The 18,809-nt window shown below is 55.7% G+C and carries 23 protein-coding genes; 5 read left to right on the top strand and 18 right to left on the bottom strand.

Annotated features, from left to right (window positions below):
* Nucleotides 1–2 precede the first annotated feature (2 nt).
* The 11 genes from RR877_RS02115 to RR877_RS02065 all read right to left on the bottom strand — a co-directional run bounded on the left by RR877_RS02115 (nucleotide 3) and on the right by RR877_RS02065 (nucleotide 8,364).
* Nucleotides 3–1,976 (bottom strand): cytochrome c oxidase assembly protein, encoded by a 1,974-nt coding sequence (locus RR877_RS02115; protein WP_204163614.1) that lies wholly within the window; start codon nucleotides 1,974–1,976, stop codon nucleotides 3–5.
* 91 nt (nucleotides 1,977–2,067) lie between these two features.
* Nucleotides 2,068–2,346: an HU family DNA-binding protein gene (locus tag RR877_RS02110; protein WP_280794712.1), complete on the bottom strand. Its 279-nt coding sequence runs from the start codon at nucleotides 2,344–2,346 to the stop codon at nucleotides 2,068–2,070.
* Between the two features lie 248 nt (nucleotides 2,347–2,594).
* Nucleotides 2,595–2,900 carry a 30S ribosomal protein S14 gene (rpsN, locus tag RR877_RS02105; protein ID WP_332627640.1) on the bottom strand — a complete coding sequence of 102 codons (306 nt, stop codon included), beginning with the start codon at nucleotides 2,898–2,900 and terminating at the stop codon, nucleotides 2,595–2,597.
* On the bottom strand, nucleotides 2,901–3,068 hold the full coding sequence (gene rpmG / locus RR877_RS02100; protein WP_096382799.1) for a 50S ribosomal protein L33: 168 nt from the start codon (nucleotides 3,066–3,068) through the stop codon (nucleotides 2,901–2,903).
* Entirely contained in the window at nucleotides 3,068–3,304 is a 237-nt protein-coding gene (rpmB, locus tag RR877_RS02095) for a 50S ribosomal protein L28 (protein ID WP_110234752.1), read from the bottom strand. Before rpmB ends, rpmG begins: the two co-directional genes overlap by 1 nt.
* A 198-nt stretch (nucleotides 3,305–3,502) precedes the next feature.
* On the bottom strand, nucleotides 3,503–4,486 hold the full coding sequence (gene rhuM / locus RR877_RS02090; RefSeq protein ID WP_277494541.1) for a RhuM family protein: 984 nt from the start codon (nucleotides 4,484–4,486) through the stop codon (nucleotides 3,503–3,505).
* A 66-nt stretch (nucleotides 4,487–4,552) separates the two neighbouring features.
* Entirely contained in the window at nucleotides 4,553–4,942 is a 390-nt protein-coding gene (locus RR877_RS02085) for a transcriptional repressor (protein ID WP_110234754.1), read from the bottom strand.
* Nucleotides 4,939–5,748 carry a metal ABC transporter permease gene (locus RR877_RS02080; protein WP_332550525.1) on the bottom strand — a complete coding sequence of 270 codons (810 nt, stop codon included), beginning with the start codon at nucleotides 5,746–5,748 and terminating at the stop codon, nucleotides 4,939–4,941. The genes RR877_RS02085 and RR877_RS02080 overlap by 4 nt, the downstream gene beginning before the upstream one ends.
* Nucleotides 5,745–6,599, bottom strand: a complete 855-nt coding sequence (locus RR877_RS02075) for a metal ABC transporter permease (protein WP_110234756.1) — start codon at nucleotides 6,597–6,599, stop codon at nucleotides 5,745–5,747. Before RR877_RS02075 ends, RR877_RS02080 begins: the two co-directional genes overlap by 4 nt.
* A gap of 2 nt (nucleotides 6,600–6,601) precedes the next feature.
* Nucleotides 6,602–7,381 (bottom strand): metal ABC transporter ATP-binding protein, encoded by a 780-nt coding sequence (locus RR877_RS02070; protein ID WP_280795825.1) that lies wholly within the window; start codon nucleotides 7,379–7,381, stop codon nucleotides 6,602–6,604.
* On the bottom strand, nucleotides 7,381–8,364 hold the full coding sequence (locus RR877_RS02065) for a metal ABC transporter substrate-binding protein (protein WP_332550523.1): 984 nt from the start codon (nucleotides 8,362–8,364) through the stop codon (nucleotides 7,381–7,383). Before RR877_RS02065 ends, RR877_RS02070 begins: the two co-directional genes overlap by 1 nt.
* 79 nt (nucleotides 8,365–8,443) lie before the next feature.
* Between RR877_RS02065 and RR877_RS02060 the strand changes: the two genes are divergently transcribed.
* Nucleotides 8,444–9,349 (top strand): rhodanese-related sulfurtransferase, encoded by a 906-nt coding sequence (locus RR877_RS02060; RefSeq protein ID WP_332550522.1) that lies wholly within the window; start codon nucleotides 8,444–8,446, stop codon nucleotides 9,347–9,349.
* Here RR877_RS02060 and RR877_RS02055 read toward each other — a convergent pair.
* The 7 genes from RR877_RS02055 to RR877_RS02025 all read right to left on the bottom strand — a co-directional run bounded on the left by RR877_RS02055 (nucleotide 9,339) and on the right by RR877_RS02025 (nucleotide 15,704).
* Nucleotides 9,339–10,127: a uroporphyrinogen-III synthase gene (locus tag RR877_RS02055; RefSeq protein ID WP_332550521.1), complete on the bottom strand. Its 789-nt coding sequence runs from the start codon at nucleotides 10,125–10,127 to the stop codon at nucleotides 9,339–9,341. The genes RR877_RS02060 and RR877_RS02055 overlap by 11 nt on opposite strands.
* A gap of 86 nt (nucleotides 10,128–10,213) precedes the next feature.
* A complete protein-coding gene (locus RR877_RS02050) occupies nucleotides 10,214–10,528 on the bottom strand; it encodes a DUF3618 domain-containing protein (protein ID WP_280795821.1) in 315 nt (104 codons plus the stop codon).
* Complete coding sequence (locus tag RR877_RS02045; RefSeq protein WP_332550520.1) at nucleotides 10,518–10,952, bottom strand: phage holin family protein; 435 nt, start codon at nucleotides 10,950–10,952, stop codon at nucleotides 10,518–10,520. Before RR877_RS02045 ends, RR877_RS02050 begins: the two co-directional genes overlap by 11 nt.
* 2 nt (nucleotides 10,953–10,954) lie before the next feature.
* Nucleotides 10,955–11,284, bottom strand: coding sequence for a YtxH domain-containing protein (locus RR877_RS02040; RefSeq protein ID WP_162532716.1), 330 nt, complete (start codon nucleotides 11,282–11,284; stop codon nucleotides 10,955–10,957).
* A gap of 49 nt (nucleotides 11,285–11,333) precedes the next feature.
* Nucleotides 11,334–12,233: a hypothetical protein gene (locus RR877_RS02035; RefSeq protein WP_332550519.1), complete on the bottom strand. Its 900-nt coding sequence runs from the start codon at nucleotides 12,231–12,233 to the stop codon at nucleotides 11,334–11,336.
* Between the two features lie 15 nt (nucleotides 12,234–12,248).
* A complete protein-coding gene (locus tag RR877_RS02030) occupies nucleotides 12,249–13,634 on the bottom strand; it encodes a glycine--tRNA ligase (protein WP_332550518.1) in 1,386 nt (461 codons plus the stop codon).
* A 21-nt stretch (nucleotides 13,635–13,655) separates the two neighbouring features.
* Nucleotides 13,656–15,704 (bottom strand): M13-type metalloendopeptidase, encoded by a 2,049-nt coding sequence (locus RR877_RS02025; RefSeq protein ID WP_332550517.1) that lies wholly within the window; start codon nucleotides 15,702–15,704, stop codon nucleotides 13,656–13,658.
* 64 nt (nucleotides 15,705–15,768) lie between these two features.
* Here RR877_RS02025 and RR877_RS02020 point away from each other — a divergent pair, with 64 nt between their 5' ends.
* The 4 genes from RR877_RS02020 (at nucleotide 15,769) to RR877_RS02005 (ending at nucleotide 18,732) form a co-directional block, all read left to right on the top strand.
* Entirely contained in the window at nucleotides 15,769–16,572 is an 804-nt protein-coding gene (locus RR877_RS02020) for an SDR family NAD(P)-dependent oxidoreductase (RefSeq protein ID WP_332550516.1), read from the top strand.
* Complete coding sequence (locus tag RR877_RS02015) at nucleotides 16,569–17,291, top strand: HAD-IA family hydrolase (RefSeq protein WP_332550515.1); 723 nt, start codon at nucleotides 16,569–16,571, stop codon at nucleotides 17,289–17,291. The genes RR877_RS02020 and RR877_RS02015 overlap by 4 nt, the downstream gene beginning before the upstream one ends.
* 5 nt (nucleotides 17,292–17,296) lie before the next feature.
* Complete coding sequence (gene nucS, locus RR877_RS02010; RefSeq protein ID WP_110234768.1) at nucleotides 17,297–17,992, top strand: endonuclease NucS; 696 nt, start codon at nucleotides 17,297–17,299, stop codon at nucleotides 17,990–17,992.
* 68 nt (nucleotides 17,993–18,060) lie between these two features.
* Nucleotides 18,061–18,732, top strand: a complete 672-nt coding sequence (locus tag RR877_RS02005; protein ID WP_332627637.1) for an HAD hydrolase-like protein — start codon at nucleotides 18,061–18,063, stop codon at nucleotides 18,730–18,732.
* The last annotated feature ends 77 nt before the right edge of the window (nucleotides 18,733–18,809 follow it).

The raw sequence follows: 18,809 nt of genomic DNA, 5'->3' as shown, positions 1-18,809 counted from the left end.
GACTAGTTCTGCTTCAAATCAGCAGCTGCCTGCTGAGCAAGCATGGCGTTATATGCCTTGAGCTCGGCATCTTCGTCACGATCTGCTTGGCGGTCTTTGCGCTTTGCTTCTTTCGCGTCTGAACGGTTCCACTGATAGCCAATGATGAGCGCAAGGACAAGGTTGGGAAGTTCTCCCACACTCCACGCGATCGCCCCACCGGCTTGCTGGTCTTCCAGCGGAGTGGAACCCCACGTGCGACCCATGGCTCCATACCAATCAGCAAGGAGCAAGTTCTCGCTCGACATAATGCCCAGACCAAAGAAGGCGTGCACCGTCATCGCAGCCAGAAGTTGAATGAGGCGGAAGGGGTAGGGGTAACGAGTCTTGACCGGGTCAATGCCAATCAAGGATTGCACAAACAAATACCCAGCAAGCAGGAAGTGGACAATCATCCACTCGTGACCGATGTGGTCACTCGTCGCCCATCGGAAGATGGGCGTGTAATAGAACAGCCACAGGGAGCCAACAAAGTTGATGGTGGCAAAGAGTGGGTGAGAAATCACATTGGCGTAGCCTGAGTGGACTGCCTTGAGTATCCACTCGCGTCCACCACGGCTGTCGTCTTGGCGCTTGTTCACCGCACGCATGGCCAAGGTCACCGGAGCACCCGGTACCAGAAATATCGGAACCATCATGCCCAGGGTCATATGAGCGCCCATGTGAGCGGAGAAGAGATACATCTCGTACGAGTTGATGCCGCCGTTGGTGATGTAGAACAGCAGAGCCATACCGGCAACCCACAGCACAGTGCGATACCAAGGCCACTTATCCCCACGCTTGTGAAGTCGATAGACGCCCACCAGATAGAAGAAGACAGCGAAAGCACAGAACAGCAACCAGATCAGGTCAAAGTTCCAGACCGTGAAGTAGCGGTCCAACGTGAACTCTGGTGGAAGCGGGCTGCCAGTGAGAATCTCCGCAGGGGTGGGGTTCTGGTTGAGCGTCTCACTAACCGGAGTGGGCGTGCGCGCAAGTCCAGCAGCCAAGCCTGCTGTCACTCCCATGATGATGAGCTCTAGCGATATGAACCACCAGAACATCTTCTGGGTGGCCGCGCCTGTCATGCGCTTCACCAGGTAGCCACGCTGCCAGAACCCGAAGGCACCGAGGACAACCATGGCGGCAACCTTGGCCAGCACTAGCTGGCCATAAGGTGTGCCGACAAGGGTGTCAATGCTCCCAATGCGCACCATCGCGTTGGCTACTCCCGAAACTGCAACAACAATGAAGGCGATGATGGCCAGAGTGGAGAAACGGGAGACAATCACTGGCAAGCGGTCAGCGTCGATGATGCCGCGTAGGAGAATCAGCGTGAGCACGCCGCCCAGCCAGACAGAGACAAAGACTAAGTGCAGGCCCATCGAGGTAATCGCCATGGCGTGACCCGAGACACTAGCTGAGTGTCCTTGCAGCGCCATGGGCACCAATGTGCCCACCGCTGCCAAGCCGACAAAGAAGAGCGCGGTCTGGTTTGTCACTGCAATACACAGCACCGCAACTAGGGCAGCAAGCAACGTAGTAATCAGCCACGCCTGACCCAGTTCAATGCCCGTAAAGAAGAAACCCAATTGATTGCCGAAGGTGGAGTCCAGGGAGAAGGGCGTCAAGCTCACGTTCATGAACGTGAGGAAACCAGTTGCCGCTGAAGCCAAAGTCATGACGAGGGCTGCAGCTGCAGCAATATCAATGCTGCGAACATAGGCACGTTCCCGCGAGGCGAAAGCCCACAACGCAAGTGCCAGCGAACCAATCATTGTTGCTGCCGAGAGATCGACCAACAGCTTGGCAATGGGCAAGCCGACGCGAACAACAACGCCTGGATCCCCCAAGGCGGGAGTGCGTGAACCACCGCCAAAAGCAAGGGCCCCGAGCAAGACGACAAGCGCAACCAGCACGGTCACTGCGGGGATAGTTATCTTGAATAAACGGGGCACAACTCAAGCCTAGAGATTATTGCTGAAGCTTAAGTGCATAGTGGGTGTGGACCCGAAGGCCCACACCCACCAAAGCGAGTGAAACTCGTGACTACTTGACAGCAGCCTTGAGCTTGCTACCAGCCGAGACCTTTACCGACTTGGATGCGGCAATCTGGATGGTTGCGCCGGTCTGAGGGTTACGACCGGTGCGAGCTGCACGGTTGGTGCGCTCGAAGGAGATGAAGCCGGGGATGGTTACCTTTCCACCCTGAGCAACTTCAGCAGATACAACTGCGAAGAGAGCGTCGATGACGCCGTTTACGTTTGCCTGCGAAAGGTTGGTGTGAGCGGCAACTGCTGCGACAACCTCAGACTTGTTGAGAGCCATTTGTGTCCTCCTGGACGTTGAGCTACCGAGGTAGCACTTTGTTTGGAACGGTTGAGCCACAAGGGCCGTCTCGTTTGGTCTGTATGACCAATCGAAAAAGTATCAGCACATCCGCGTATTTACAGGCAATTCGTGTCGGCGTGGCACGAGAAGACCTCGACCCAAGGTTGAGGGTTTAAAACAGGGTTAAAACAGTGAAAGCCATGGACTGTGAGGTCCATGGCTTTCACGCTTAAATCTGACTGGGACTACCAGCTCGACTTGGTGATACCGGGCAGTTCGCCACGGTGTGCCATTTCGCGGAAACGCACACGAGAAATACCGAACTTAGTGAGAACACCGCGGGGACGGCCATCGATCGCGTCGCGGCTGCGAACACGGATGGGAGAAGCGTTACGAGGAAGCTTCTGGAGAGCAATACGTGCCTCTTCGCGAGATGCGTCAGTACCGTTGCGGTCAACGAGTGCCTTCTTGATCTCGAGACGCTTAGCTGCGTAACGCTCAACAATTACCTTACGCTGCTCGTTACGAGCAATCTTGCTTTTCTTAGCCATTTAGCGCTCCTCACGGAATTCAACGTGCTGACGCACTACGGGGTCGTACTTCTTGAGTACAAGACGGTCAGGGGTGTTACGACGGTTCTTGCGAGTCACGTAGGTGTAACCGGTGCCTGCAGTCGAGCGCAACTTGATGATGGGACGTACGTCCTGTGCCTTAGCCATTAGATTTTCTCCCCACGTGCGAGAAGGTCCTTGACGACGGACTCAATGCCGCGTGCGTCGATAACCTTGATTCCCTTTGCCGACAGAGTCAGCGTTACATTACGACGAAGAGAAGGTACGTAGTACGTCTTCTTCTGAATGTTGGGGTCGAAACGACGCTTGGTGCGTCGGTGCGAGTGTGAAATTGCGTGCCCAAAGCCGGGTACGGCTCCGGTCACCTGACAGGTCGCAGCCATGTCTATCCTCCTAATACCGCAAGACGGGATTGTCTTGCCCAAGATTCCTTGTCTGCACACGAACACCCACAACTCACGAAGTGAGAGAGAACGTGTACTGCTTACGCGAGGAATTCCGCGCAGCCAAGGATCCAGTCTACGTTGAGTGTGATTCTTAAAGCAAACTCGGGCAGCTCAACTTCGGCATGAAATCAATGATTACGCAGCTAAACGAGTAACCGTTTCTGCCGGGGACAACATGCGGATCAGTAATGAAATCATGAGCTCTTTTTCTTTCGGCTCGCTAATTGCAACCATGAGAGTTAGAGCTGCAAGTGCATTATTTGAAATTCGCTCTTCGCCTTGTTCGTTCTTTAAGATTTCATTTTTTGCCAAAAATGTAACGAAAAGAGCTGCGGCGCTTCGTTTATTACCGTCTGAAAGCGGATGGTCCTTGACGACAAGGTACAAAAGATTTGCTGCCTTTTTCTCAACGCTTGGATACAGAGGAAATCCTGCAAATTCTTGATAGATCCCCTCAACAACTGCCTCCAGGCTGCCGCCTCTTTCGATTCCAAACAGACTGTCTTCTGGAAACGAGTCAGCTACCAAACTAATTATTTTTCTGGCTTCCTCGATTGTGAGTTTCCAACTAGGCGTAATCCCTGAAGGAGAAATTATTACTCCCTGGTCATACTCCTTAAGAAGTCGTAGACCAGGCAAATAATCTTGAAGCACATCTGCTATCCCTGACACGAGTTCATTCGAAGCACGGCTCAAAATTCTGACGAGAGAACCGATTTCCTGTAGTCGACGATCATTCGTAACTACCCCGTCAAGCAAATATCGCCTGAGTACTTCAGCCGCCCAGCGGCGAAAATGAACTCCCTCAACGGACTTGACCCGATATCCAACCGAAATGACAACATCAAGACTGTAGTGTTCTATCTCTCTTTCAACCCGCCTGGAACCTTCGAGTTGAACTGTCGCAAATTTTGCGACAGTTCTAAGGCCAGCTAGTTCTTCAGTTACTGCATTCGTGATGTGTTTACCAATGGTTTTCACATCTCGATTGAAGAGAACTGAAAGTTGCTGGCGATTGAGCCAGACTGACTGACCATCGGTTCGAACTTGTAATTCAACTAAGCCGTCTTTGCTCCTGTAAAGCTCGACCGAATTTTCATTTTCGGATTTGGGGTCCACTGTGTTCCTCTCTAGTGAATCCCCTCCGTCTCAGAGAAAAACTAGTCGGAACTACTGAAATTGGAGTCAGCTAGTTGAGTTGCACTTCCCGCAGAAGCCGAATACGTCCACCACGTGACGGGGTTGGGTAAATCCATGCTCTGCTGCGACCTTGGCTGCCCACGACTCCACCGCTTCGGCTTCAATTTCTTCAGTGTGTCCACACTGGCGACAAATCAGGTGGTGGTGGTGACCATCACTCGAACAAGCGCGGTAGAGGTTTTCTCCATCTGGTGATTGCAGTGCATCTGCTTCATCTGCAGTGACAAGATCGGTCAGGGCACGATAAACCGTGGCCAGGCCAATCGTGGAGCCTTTGGCCTTGAGCTCAGAGTGCAGCTTCTGGGCAGAGATGAAATCTCCGCGCTCATTCAATGCAGTTCTGACTGCTTCGCGTTGCCACGTGTTGCGCTTCATGCAGCTACTCCCCTCACAGCGGGACGGCGCATGGTGAAGGTTCCCCATGCAATAAAGAAGATGGTCGCTGCCACGAGTGAAATGCTGGCTCCTGCACTGACACCCAGCCAGCGAGAAATGAGCAAGCCTGCTACACCGGCAAGCGCTCCGAGGCTTGGCGCCAGCCAGAACATGACATTGATCTTGTCGGTGAAATAGCGAGCAGCGGCAGCAGGTGAAGCAATCAAAGCAATGGCCAGGATTGCTCCTGCCGCCGGCAGAGCAGCCACCACAGCAACAGTGGTGATCAGGAGAAGCACCGCATCCAGCATCCATGGCTTGGCGCCGGTTGCTGCGAAGGCTTCGGGGTCAAAGAGGAAGAACAGGATCTGCTTGCCCCAGATGAGCATCGTTGCAATCACCGCGAGAAGAGCAACACCGGCAACCAGTCCATCAACCCATGTTGCCGAGAGGATGGAACCAAACAAGAAACTGTCTATCTGAATGGGGATGCTCGGGTTCATTGCCTGCAGCAGAACTCCGGCAGCAAAGCCTGCTGTGAGCATCACGCCCGAGGCGGCCTGTGTTCCTTGTCCGCGGATCCTGCTGAGGAAGCTCAAGATGATGGCCAAGCTCATGCAGGCAATGAGTGCCCCAATCTGGAGGCTAGCTCCCAGGATGGTGGCAATGACTGCACCGGGAAAAGTTGCGTGAGTCAGCGCCTGGGCAAAGAGCACTCTTTTGCGCAGCACAACCAGGACACCAGCCAGGCCAGCGAGTGCTCCCACCAGCATGATGACAATCAGGGCACGTTCGAAGTAACTCATGCGTTGACCCCCTTGCGGAGCACGCGCACAATCAAAGCGATTGCATAGAACGCCACAAAACTGAGCGCAACGGTTGCACCCGCCGGAACATCAACACCGCCGACGACCGAGATGTTGAATCCCAGAGCCAGCCCAATCCAGGACGCCAGAAGGGCTGCTCCCACAGCAACAGCAAAGAGGCCACCCAGCTTGGTGGTCACCAAACGAGAGAGTGCCCCCGGAACAATCAGTACCGCGAGAACCAAAAGATTACCCACCGCATTCGAAGCAGCAACAATGACCAAGGCGATTGAAACGTTCAAGACAAGCTCTGTGCTGACCCGGCGATAGCCGGCAGCAGCACTGCCTTCAGGGTCGAAAGCGCGGAAGACCTGGCGGCGGAACGTGAGGAGCACCAGCATCAGCGCAACACCAGCAACAACCGCAGTGGTGATGGCTTCACTGTCTGTCACGGTGAGCAGGTGACCAAAAAGCAATTGCTCGAGGCCGCCGGCTCGACCCGGGGAAGCTGAGACAATAATCACACCAATGCTGAACATGGCCGTGAGAACAATGGCTGTCGTCGCATCGGAGGTGACCCGGTTATTGCTCATCAGGGTGAGCACGATGGTGGCGGCAGCGGCTGCGACAAGGGCTCCGATGAGAACGCCGCCCTGCCCGCCAAAGACGAAGCCTGCTGCCAAACCAGGGAACACGGCATGGGTGAGACCATCGCTGAGGAACTCAAGCCCCCGAAGGTTAATAAAGACACCAATCACTCCGGCTGCAACACTCAACACAATCAACACCAACAGCGCGCGACCCATAAAGGGCAGCGCGAATGCAGTGGTGAGTGAGTCGAGCAGATTCACGACTAGTGGCCTTCGTGACCTGGCACGACTACCGTGTGCTCATCGATTTCAACCTGGTATTCGTGGAATACCTCTTGCAGGTTAGCCAAAGTGAGAACCTCGTCCTTGGGGCCGAAGGCGATCTGTCGACCGTTCACAAACAGCACGGTGTCACAGACCTCGCGAGCGAGGTCGAGGTCGTGTGTGGTCACGATGATGGCCACGCCTGCCTTCTTGAGCTCGCGAATGGTCTGGAGAAGTGCATCACGGTTGGGCTGGTCCAGGCCGTTGAAGGGCTCATCCAAGAGCAGCAGTCCTGGCTCGGATGCCAGGGCACGTGCCAAGAAGCCGCGTTGCTGTTGACCGCCAGAAAGAGAGCCAAAGCGCTTGTGGGCAACATTGGTCAGACCGACTGCAGCGATCGCGGAGCGAACAGCTGCGCGGTCTGCCTTGCCGGGGAATCTCAGGAGACCCAACTTGCGGTAGCGACCCATCATCACGACCTGCTTGAGGGTGACCGGGAACTCGGGATCAATATGTTCGGTCTGAGGTAGATAGCCGACGGAGTCTGCGGTCTTTCCAAAACCCATCGAGCCTTCAACCAGTGGAATGAGTCCCAGCACTCCCTTGAGCAGGGTCGACTTCCCAGAGCCATTCGGGCCAATGAGTGCCATCGCGTCACCCGGCTTCACCGAGATGTTGACATCGGTGAGTGCAGGGGTGTTGCCATAGCTGAAAGCGCCGCCTGTAATGGTGAGGGCATCTTCAGTAATGATGGGGATGGGTCTGGTGCGTGGACTCATCAGCTCAGCTCCGCAGGTAGTGGCAGGACGGGATAGCCCCACGCGTTCATCAACATGGTGACGTTGTGAATGGTTGCCTTGATGTAGGTTTCACCATCGGAGCCGGTGACTCCAAGGGAATCGGAATAGAGGGCATTGTCACCCGAATACACCTTCACGCCCGCTTCGCTGGCGATGGTCTTAGCCAGTTTGGGTGAAATGGACGCCTCAGAGAAAACAGCTTTGGCGCCAGACTGCTTGATCAACGCAATCAGAGCATCAATCTCAGCTGCGCTGGGTTCTGCGTTGTCATCAAAACTGGGGATGATAGAGCCGACAAAGGTAATGCCATATTCCGAGACGAAGTAGGTAAATGCATCGTGGTTAGTCACCAGTAATCGCTGGTCAACAGGAACCTGGTCAAAGTTTGCCATCACCCACTCATTGAGGCTGGCAAGTTGTGCTGAGTAGGAAGCAGCATTGTCTTCCATCACAGTGGCGTCTGCAGGGTTCACTGCCTCAAGTCCCGTCGCAATGTTTTTCACCATCACTTGGGCTTTGAGAGGAGAAGTCCAGATGTGGGGATCACCTTCTCCATGTGCATGTTCATCTTCTGCTGCGTGTGCTGCGTGGTCTTCTTCTGCCTCGCCGGCTGCCAAGAGCTCGATTCCTGTTGACGCATCGATGATCTCTCCCGAGAAGTTTGAGGCAGAGAGAGCATCTGAAATCCATGGCTCAAGGTCAGCGCCGTTGATGACGACTGCATCCGCCTGGGAAAGGGCAAGCAGTTGCTTTGCAGAAGGGTCAAAGGAGTGTGCGCTTTGATTGGGCTGAATGAGTCCTGTCACTGTGCCCGTGTCCCCGACAACGGCACGCGTGAACTCGGTGACCTGAGTGGTGGTTGCAACTACCTGGAATTCTTCACTTTGTGCCGACGAAGATGAGCAGGCACTCAGGCTGCCGGCAATGAGCACACTGGCGGCAAGGATTCCAAGAACTTTCATACCTCGAAAGTATTCTTATTGAGAATGATTGTCAATATGAATAGTGCGATGTTCGCTTCGGGCGCGTACCCTTATATACATGGCAGTCCCCAAAGTTCTTCTGTATTACGCATTCGCACCCGTAGCTGACCCCGAGGCAGTGCGCCTGTGGCAACGCGACCTCTGCGAAGGCTTGAACCTGCGTGGACGCATCCTCATCTCCAAGCACGGCATCAACGGAACCGTCGGTGGAGACATCGACGACGTCAAGATGTATCTGCGTAAGACCAAGGAATACCCCGGCTTCAAGAAGATGGATGCCAAGTGGAGTGACGGCACCGGTCTGGACGAGAACGGCCTCAGCCTCGACTTCCCTCGTCTGAGCGTCAAGGCACGTCCAGAGATCGTGGCTTTCGGTGTTCCCGACGAGATTGAGGTCAATCACAAGGGAATCGTGGGTGGCGGTAAGAAGCTCAAGCCCCACGAGCTCGACGCATTGGTTGAAGAGCGTGGTGACGAAGTTGTCTTCTTCGACGGTCGTAATGCCTGGGAAGCAGAGATTGGCCGTTTCAAGAACGCCATCATTCCTGATGTGAAGACCACCCATGACTTCGTGCGTGAACTTGAGAGTGGCAAGTATGACCACATCAAGGACAAGCCCATCGTCACCTACTGCACCGGCGGCATCCGCTGCGAAATCTTGACCCCCATCATGAAGGCACGTGGCTTCAAGGAGATTTACCAAATTGATGGTGGCATAGTTCGCTATGGCGAAGCGCGCGGAAACCAGGGTCTGTGGGAAGGCTCGCTCTATGTTTTCGACAAGCGCATCTCGATGGACTTTGCTCCCGATGTAGCTCTGATCGGAACGTGTAAGTGCTGCGGCACCAAGTCAAACCATATGATCAACTGCGCGGACAAGATGTGCCGCGAACAAATGGTTGTCTGCGAAGAGTGTGCCGCTGTGGATGTGTTCTGTGAAGAACACTCGAAGGTTACGGCTTAACGCTCAGAGCCCGTTCGACCAGTAGGTCGACCATGGATTCGATGTTGATTTCTTCAGCAACGGCATCAACACGGAGCCCAAATGCTTCAGCATCTTTTGCGGTGCGAGGGCCAATCGCGGAAACCAGCGTCTTGGCTGGGATGTCACCGATCTGAATGGAGATCTGTTCAGCAACCGAACCTGAGGTCACCAAGATGTCGGTGATCTTGCCGGCACGCACATCGTTGATGACGCCTTCGGCAACATCAACACCGACCGAGCGGTAGGCAACAACCGACTTCACGCTGTGGCCGATACGGATGAGCCCCTCGGTCAGCACGGGAACAGCAATCTGTGAACGCAGTGTCAGAACACGAAGCGGAACGACACCACCAGTTGCTGTGGTCCATTCTTCGAGCAGACCGTGCGCCGTGTTCTCTTCGCTGGGAGCGAGGTCTGCTTTGTATCCAGCTGCAGCCAACGCGGTAGCCGTGGTTTCACCAACGCATGCCACCTTGGTGGTGGGAGGAATGACAGCCTGGTGCGCCATCAGCACATCCACCGTGGTGGCACTGGTGAGCGTAACCCAGTCGAACTCACCAGCAGCGAGTTCCTTGAGGGCAGTCTCGAGTGCGGGTGCATCATCGGTTGGTGCAAAGTTCACCATGGGTGCGATTACCGCAGATGCGCCTTTAGCGCGGAGAGCGGATGCGACAGAGTCGCCCCAAGGTCCACCGCGAGGCACAAGTACGCGATGCCCATAAAGGGGACGCGTCTCAATAGGAGAGGTAAAAGACATCGCCTCTATTGTCACCGACTGTTGCGCAAGACAACAAACTGAGAAAACAAGTTTCCGCCTTTAATGGCGGGACTGTAACCAAAAGGTTATCGACGACCCGAGCGGAATACGCCCACAATAATTGCACCTGCAAGAGCCACAGCTCCCACACCAATGCCGAGAAGAACCAGAGGCTGCTCCTGCTTCATCACCGTGAAGCGTTCCTGCAAGCGATCCTTTGCCTTACCCAATTGCTTGGGAACGTTCGCCTTGTCTTCCAGCTCATCCAATGTGGAGGAGAGCTTGTCGCGGGTGGCAGCAAGGTGTTCTTGCAGTTCAGCGTTGCTGAGTGTGGAAACAAATGAAGGCTCTGTAAAGAACTCGTCTTCTGAAACCTTAGAAAGCTTGGAGTTAGATGCCATAGTCGCCATCTCCCTTGAATGCGTGAGAGTCCTTCACAACACTGTCGAACGTCTCGGTGGGAAGAGGTGGGCTGCCCTTCTTGAACTGAAGAGCGGCAGCGCCGATCAGACCAAGAATCACCAGCAAGAGAATTCCGGAGACAGTGAGCGCTGCTGCCCAGGGTGGCATCACGAGCGCAAGCGCGAAGATGCCAGCCAGCAGCAGAGTGAAGGTGAGGAAACTCAACAGGACAAGCGCGATCACAACAAGGATTGCGCCAATGCCTAGGCTCTTGAGCTTGCGAGCCATCTCGCGCTTGAGCTGTTCAAACTCTGCGCGAACGAGGTCCATCAGAATGCCGGGCAGATCGCGCAGCAAAGTGAAGAGCGAACGCTCTTCTTTCTGAGTGCTCTCCTTGTCAGGAGAAGATGATGCAGTTGCCATGATTACTTCGCAGCAGGCTTAGGGGCTACCTTGGCAGCGGGTTCGGTCGCTGCCTTCGCAGCAGGCTTAGCTGCGGGCTTTGCTGCTGGTGCCTTCTTGGCAGCAGGCTTGTCGCCCGTGACCTGGTGGATCACGCGCTTGGCGGCGGTGATGGCTTCTTCAGCAACATCGCCGACGGCGTCCTGTGCTTGCTTGACCGACCACTGAACGGGTTCTGATTCCCAGATGTTCTGAGCTGCGGACTTGATCTGCTCGTAGCGCTTACGTCCAGCACGAGTACCAAAGACGTAGCCAATAGCTAGACCCACAATGAAAAGGAACTTGCCTCTCATGATTTCTTCCGTTCAATATGTCAAAAATCGCATATGTTGCGGTTATAGCCTAGCCCTCGAAGCTGAGAGTCCCAACGGGAGGTTTTTCAGGGTCACTCAAAAGGACTCTGCGCATGCTCAATGCGGCATGTTGAGAAGCGGGAATTGCCCGCTCTAAACCTGGGTTCTCGGAGGAAATACCCACTTCGGCAACCCGCTCGGTGTCGATGCCCTCAGGCAGCTCAACATCGCCGAAGTCTGCGAGCACGACGCCAGCTTTCTTATATCCCGATGCCAACTTCTTGGTGGGGTCAGCAACTCTGGTGACGGTGGCAGCGAAGTATTCAAGCTTGCTCGTCGCTGCCGCGGTGATTGCTTCTGTTCCGCCAGGAACAACAACACGTTGTGCAACGCGGGGGTCTTCGGCCAGAAGTTCGAGCACGCCATTACTCAACGAACCACCACGGGTCATTGCTTGAGAAAGTCCCTGCGCGACGGCGTCCACATTCAGTTCATCCGCAGGAAGACCGTAGCGCTCGAGCACAACTGGGTTGACCAGTTTCTCTAGGGCGGCATCACCCATCCGGGTGCGAACCAGTTTGCCTAGGTTGGGCTCGGTGCCGATGGTGAGCACCGGTTTGATGCGATCAAGATAAACCCGCCAGGCACCGCCCCAGCCGAGGGTCTTTCTCACACGAAGCGAGAAAGGGTTTCCAGGGATGCCACAGATTTCTTCTTCACCTGGTGCAGGGATGACGATGTCGTAGGAGACACCCAGTTGATCCAAGAGCTCGGCCACGACCCCGCCGCGGTGAGAAAAGTTAGCTGGTCCTTGATTCTCATCTGCCTGAGGGATCCAGACGTCAACCTTGAGCCCGATGCGCGCGCAATCCAATGCAGCGGCAAAGACAGCAAGGTCGCTGCCGATGGCCAGCACGTCACAGCGGTTCGCTGCCTTTGCTGCGGCCATGATGACTACCTGTTCTTATGCACCCTTGAGAGCAAGTGCGAGATACATGTGCAGGTCCTCGATGAGGATACGTTCCTGAGCCATGGTGTCGCGGTGACGCACAGTCACTGCCTTGTCCTCGAGGGATTCAAAGTCGACGGTGATGCAGAACGGAGTGCCGATCTCATCCTGGCGGCGGTAGCGGCGGCCGATAGCGCCGGAGTCATCGAAGTCGATGTTCCAGGACATGCGCAATTCCGCTGCCAGCTCCTTAGCCATGGGCGAGAGCTGCTCATTACGAGACAGAGGAAGAACAGCTGCCTTGATGGGGGCCAGACGTGGGTCAAGCTTCAAGACCGTGCGCTTGTCGGTTCCTCCCTTGGCGGTCTCGACCTCTTCTTCAACAAAGGCGTCCACGAGGAAAGCCATGAGAGAACGAGTCAGACCAGCCGCAGGTTCGATGACGTAGGGGGTCCAACGCTCGTTCTTGTTCTGGTCGAAGTAGGAGAGGTCCTTGCCGGAGTGCTCCGAGTGAGTCTTGAGGTCGAAGTCTGTGCGGTTCGCAATACCTTCAAGCTCACCGAACTCGCCGCTTTGGAAACCGAAGCGGTACTCAATGTCCACGGTGCGCTTGGAATAGTGAGAGAGCTTTTCCTTGGCGTGCTCGTAGAGACGCAGGTTTTCAGGATCAATACCCAGGTCGACATACCAGTTGAAGCGCTGGTCAATCCAGTACTGGTGCCACTCTTCGTCCGTGCCAGGCTCGACGAAGAATTCCATCTCCATCTGTTCGAACTCACGGGTGCGGAAGATGAAGTTTCCGGGAGTGATCTCGTTACGGAAGCTCTTTCCAATCTGGCCGATGCCGAAGGGAGGCTTCATGCGTGCTGCCTGCAACACGTTGGCGAAGTTCACAAAGATGCCCTGGGCAGTCTCGGGACGCAGGTAGTGCATACCTGCTTCTTCAGCCACGGGGCCGAGGTAGGTCTTGAGCAGACCAGAGAAAGGCTTGGGTTCGGTCCATGCGCCGCGAGTACCACAGTCAGGGCAGGGAACTTCTGCGAGTCCGCCTTCTGGAGCGCGGCCCTTGCGCTCTTCGAATGCCTCGATCAGGTGGTCTTCGCGGTGACGCTTGTGGCAGCTGGTGCACTCCACGAGTGGGTCAGAGAAAACCTCTACGTGACCGGATGCTTCCCACACCTTGCGGGGAAGAATGACAGACGAGTCCAGGCCGACAACATCGTCGCGGCGCTGAACCATGAAGTTCCACCACTGCTTCTTGATGTTCTCTTTGAGGGCAACACCCAAGGGGCCGTAGTCCCATGCGGAACGGGATCCGCCATAGATCTCACCGGCTTGGAAAACGAAGCCACGGTGCTGAGCGAGGGCAATTACTGAGTCAAGACGAGTGCTGGGGGCCATAACGAGCAATCTTACCGAGGACTACCAGATGCTGACGCGCTTGTCGGCGTCGAGCCAATGGTCATCAGTGGGTTGGACATCGAAAGCGTCATAGAACGCATCGATGTTGCGGATGATTTGGTTGCAACGGAATTCGTTGGGTGAGTGGGGATCAATGGCCAACAGGCGGATCACTTCTTCATCACGACCCTTCTGCTGCCAGGACTGGGCCCAGCTCAGGAAGAAGCGTTGTGCACCGGTGAGACCGTCAATCACAGGAGGCTCTTCACCCTTGAGGGAAATGAGGTAGGCCTTCCAGGCAATAGCCAGACCACCAAGGTCACCGATGTTTTCACCAATGGTGAGCTCGCCGTTCACAAAGTGGCCAGGGACCTGCTTGGGGGAAAGCTCGTTGTATTGATCAATGAGTGACGTGGTGCGCTTCTCGAATGCTTCGCGGTCAGCGTCCGTCCACCAATCGGTGAGCAAGCCATCCCCGTCAAAGCGTGAGCCCTGGTCATCAAAGCCGTGACCGATTTCGTGGCCAATGACGGCACCGATGGAGCCGTAGTTGGCTGCGTCATCCCAATCTGGGTGGAAGAAGGGGGGCTGCAGGATTGCTGCAGGGAACACAATCTCGTTGAAGCCAGGGTTGTAATAAGCATTGACGGTCTGGGGAGTCATGAACCACTCATCACGGTCAATGGGCTTGCCGATCTTGCCCAGCTCGCGCGCAAACTCGAACTCAGCAACGCGGCGCATATTGCCCACCAGGTCAGTGGGGCTCACCACGAGAGCCGAGTAGTCACGCCACTTGACGGGGTAGCCGACCTTGGGAGTGAACTTGTCGAGCTTTTCCAGTGCACGTGCTCGAGTCTCTTCGCTCATCCAATCCAGGTTGGTGATGGATTCGCGGTAAGCCTCAATCAGGTTGGAAACCAACACATCCATCTCTGCCTTGGCACGCTCAGGGAAGTGACGCTCCACATAAACGCGGCCCACTGCTTCACCCATGGATCCTTCAACCAGAGAGACACCGCGCTTCCAGCGCTCGCGCTGTTCAGGGGTTCCGGTGAGAGTGCGGCCATAGAAGTCGAAGTTTTCAGAGACAAAGGCAGCTGGAAGAAATGGGGCTGCCGAGTGGATGATGTTCCAGCTGAGCCAATCGCGCCATGCCTCGAGGTGCTCCTGGGTCAGCAGGGCGCCGAGGCCTTCGAGGAAGCTGGGTTCGCGCACCACGACAGTGTCCAAAGCGCCGGCAGGTGCTTCCAACGCGGTGAGCCAGATATCCAGGTCTGCCACGTGCTGGTCCACATCCGAGCCCACAGTTGCTTCGAGCTCAATGGCGCTGCGTGCACCCTTTGCTACGAGTTCTTTCACCTCTGCCCAGCTCATGGGGTTATAGGTGGCAACAGAGTCGCGGGTTTTCACGTTGTCCCAGTGCGCTGCGGCGAGCGCAGTCTCGAGATCAAACACGCGCTGGGCACGAACAGCGGCGTTGTCGAGGCCCGCCGTGGAGGGCAGGTGCTCTGCGGTCAGTTCAAACATGCGCTGGATGTGGCCAAGGTAGGCCTCACGAGCTGACGCGAACTTCTCCTCGCGGTAGTAGCTCTCATCAGGAAGGTTGAGACCACCCTGCTCGGTGAAAACGAGGTAGCGCTCAGGGTTCCCTGGATCGTTGTCCACGAAGAGCTCCATAAAGCCACCCACACCGTGACGCTCGAGACGAGCGACAGTGTCGAGCAGCTGGGAGATGGTGGCCACATTGCCAGCGAAGGCAAGCTGAGATTCGATGGGGGCAACTCCGAGAGATTCGATGAGTTCGGTGTCCATGAAGCTGGTGTACAGATCACCCACGGTGCGTTGCTGAGTACCTTCAGGTGCGTTCTGTCCCTCAATGATGATGTCGCGGACGGCCTTTTCTGCCTCCTCCGCGAGGATGTGGAATGAGCCATAGCGAGCCTTGTCTGCGGGAATAGGCGTGCGCTCTTCCCACTTGCCGTTCACGTGGCGATAGAGGTCATCCTGGGGACGAACCTTCTCATCAAGCTCAGTGATGTCGATTCCAGAGAGGGCAGTGTTTTCACTCATTCCACCAGCCTAGAAGTTGGCTGGGCGCACTTCGTGCATGTTCGCTGTTAGGTAGCCTGAAGTTATGGCATTTCCCCAGCTTCCCCCTTCGCTCACACTCGAGGGCAAGACTGCACTCATCACCGGTGCGGGCAGTGCCACCGGCATTGGCTTCGCTTCTGCCAAGGCGTTAGGTGAACTCGGTGCCCGTGTCATCATCACCGGTACGACCGACCGCATCCACGAGCGTGTGGGCGAACTCGAAGCACTCGATATCGACGCCGTGGGCATTGTGTGCCGCCTCGACTCGGAAGAGGGCGCTGCTGGTTTGGTCACTTCTTTAGCTAATGTTTCTGCCCAGCCCACCATCCTGGTTAACAATGCAGGCATGGTCACCGTCTCAGATGAGACCATCGCTCAAGGCAGCATCGACATGACCACTACTGAGTGGAACGACTCATTGGGGATGAACCTCACCACGGCTTTCCATGCCACCCAGACCGTGGTGCATTTCATGCGCTCTGCCAAGTGGGGTCGCATCATTAACATCACGAGCGTGTCTGGATCATCTATGGCCACTCGGGGAGACCTTGGCTATGCCGCCGCAAAGGCAGGCATGGTCGGCCTCACTCGTGGCCTTGCCGTTGACGAAGCCCACCACGGTATTACATCTAATGCCGTTGCCCCCGGGTGGATTGCCACCGGTAGCCAGCTGGAATCTGAGGCTGCCGAGGGCAGGCTGGTTCCTGCTGGGCGCAGTGGAAACCCTGACGAGATTGCCTCCGCCGTTGCGTGGCTGGCTTCTCCTGGCGCCAGCTACATCACCGGCCAGGTCATCACCGTTGATGGCGGCAACACCATTGGTGAGGAACGAGTACCCCGCGCATGAGTGAACACCCCGACGTCGTACACAACCCACCCACCACGGTTGAAGTTGATTACACCCCCGGACCCGTGCTGAAGACTGAAGGTCCTTGGACTCCTCTGCTCTGGGACATGGATGGCACCCTCCTGGACTCAGCAGTGGCCATTGTTCGTCGCTTGCGCGAGACCCTGCTGCACTTCGGTGTGACACCACCGAGCGATGACCAGCTCAAGTTCTTGATTGGTCCCCCGACCGGAACTTCATTACTTCGATTCATTGGCACAGCACGCATTGATGAATCACGTGCCTACTACCGCTCTCTGTCTGAACGTGATGGCCTCAAGGATCAACAACTCTTTCCTTGGATTCTCTCCACACTGAAGACGCTGCATGAAGCGGGCATCCCGATGGGTGTGGCCACAAGCAAGCCTCAACACGAAGCAGAGCGTCTCTGCGATGCCTATGGAATGACGCCCTACTTCACCGCAATCGTGGGCGGGAATGAAGAACGCAAGGACAAGGCCTCAGTCATTGCTGAAGTGTTGCGGCAGTTGGGCAACGACAACGCCCTGATGATTGGTGACCGTTTCTATGACACCGATGGTGCTGCACTCAATGGCATCCCCACGGTGTTGGTGCGCTGGGGCTATGCCCACGAGAAAGAGTTTGCTGGCGCGATGGCCACGGTCTCTAATGAAACCGAGTTGTTGGAACTTCTGTTGGGTTCAGGCAAAGTAGCCTAATTCTCATGCGTCTCGTTGTTGCTAAATGTTCGGTGGACTATGCCGGAAGGCTCAGTGCCCACCTCCCTTTGGCAACCCGTGTGCTCATGCTCAAGCAAGATGGCTCACTTCTTATCCACTCAGATGGTGGCTCCTATAAGCCCCTCAACTGGATGAGCCCGCCCTGCACCCTCGCCACAGAAGAGCCAGAGAAAGATCAGGCCGATGTCGGTGTGACCGAGATTTGGCGCGTGACGCATGCCAAGACAGCAGACATGCTCGTTGTGAGCATCTATGAGATTTATAACGACGTCGAACATGAGCTCGGTGAAGACCCCGGGCTCATCAAGAACGGTGTTGAAGCAGAGCTGCAAGAACTCCTCGCAGCCCAGATAGAACTCCTCGGCGAGGGTTACACCCTTGTTCGTCGTGAATACTTCACCGCGATTGGGCCGGTAGACATTCTTGCCCGCGATGAGAACGGCAACTCTGTTGCTGTGGAAATTAAACGCCGCGGAGAAATTGATGGCGTGGAACAACTCACCCGCTACCTCGAGTTGATGAACCGTGACCCCCACCTCGCACCAGTCACCGGTGTCTTTGCTGCTCAAGAAATCAAGCCACAGGCCAAGACTCTGGCTGAAGATCGTGGCATTCGAACCCTCATCCTCGATTACGACGAGATGCGGGGCATCGAAGACAAGCACGGTCGACTCTTTTAGTCCACAAGGTGGAAAAGCCTCACTCGGTTACCGTGGTTTTCAGCTCAGGCGCCTAAGCTTGCCAAGTTATGAATTCTGTCGTTACCCGCACATGGTCCTCTGTCCTCTTTGATCTGGATGGCACCATTCTGGACTCCGCCCCCGGCATCATCGATGCCTTGACGGACACCTTTAATCACTTAGGTCTACCCGTTCCTTCTCGAGAAGACTTCATGGCCTACATCGGTCCGCCACTTCTAGCCTCACTGCAAGAGCGCGCTGGTCTCTCAGAAGAGAAGGCCCGTGAGGCACTAGCGATTTATCGCAATGATTTCCGCAGAGACGGTGCTTTTGACTCCGCGATCTTCCCCGGCGTTATTGGCTTACTGGATTCGCTGCGCGATGCAGGAGTTCCCCTGGCTATTGCCACCAGCAAGCCAGAGACCCAAGCACGGCCTATCTTGGATCACTTTGGTCTCACCGACTACTTCACCGTGATTGCTGGTGCGTCAGAAGATGATGCACGCACTTCTAAAGCACATGTGGTGGGTCATGCCCTAACTGAGCTCGGTAAAGCAGGCGCAGATACCAGCCAAGCCGTTCTCATTGGTGACCGCATTTATGACGTGGAGGGCGCTGCAGCCCACAACGTTCCCACCATCATCGTGGAGTGGGGATACGGCTCACCGACTGAAGCCGTCGGTGCTATTGCCACGGTGTACTCGGCTGATCGCTTGCGTGAGCTTCTCCTAGGCAACTAGAAGTTAAACGGCTAACGGCCCCTCCCGTATTCGGGAAGGGCCGTTGCTTTTTTGGAGGCCGTGCTTGTTTTTCTAGG

The organism is Aurantimicrobium sp., assembly GCF_036667855.1.
Lineage (GTDB): Bacteria > Actinomycetota > Actinomycetes > Actinomycetales > Microbacteriaceae > Aurantimicrobium.
This window is presented reverse-complemented; position numbering and strand designations above follow the sequence as displayed.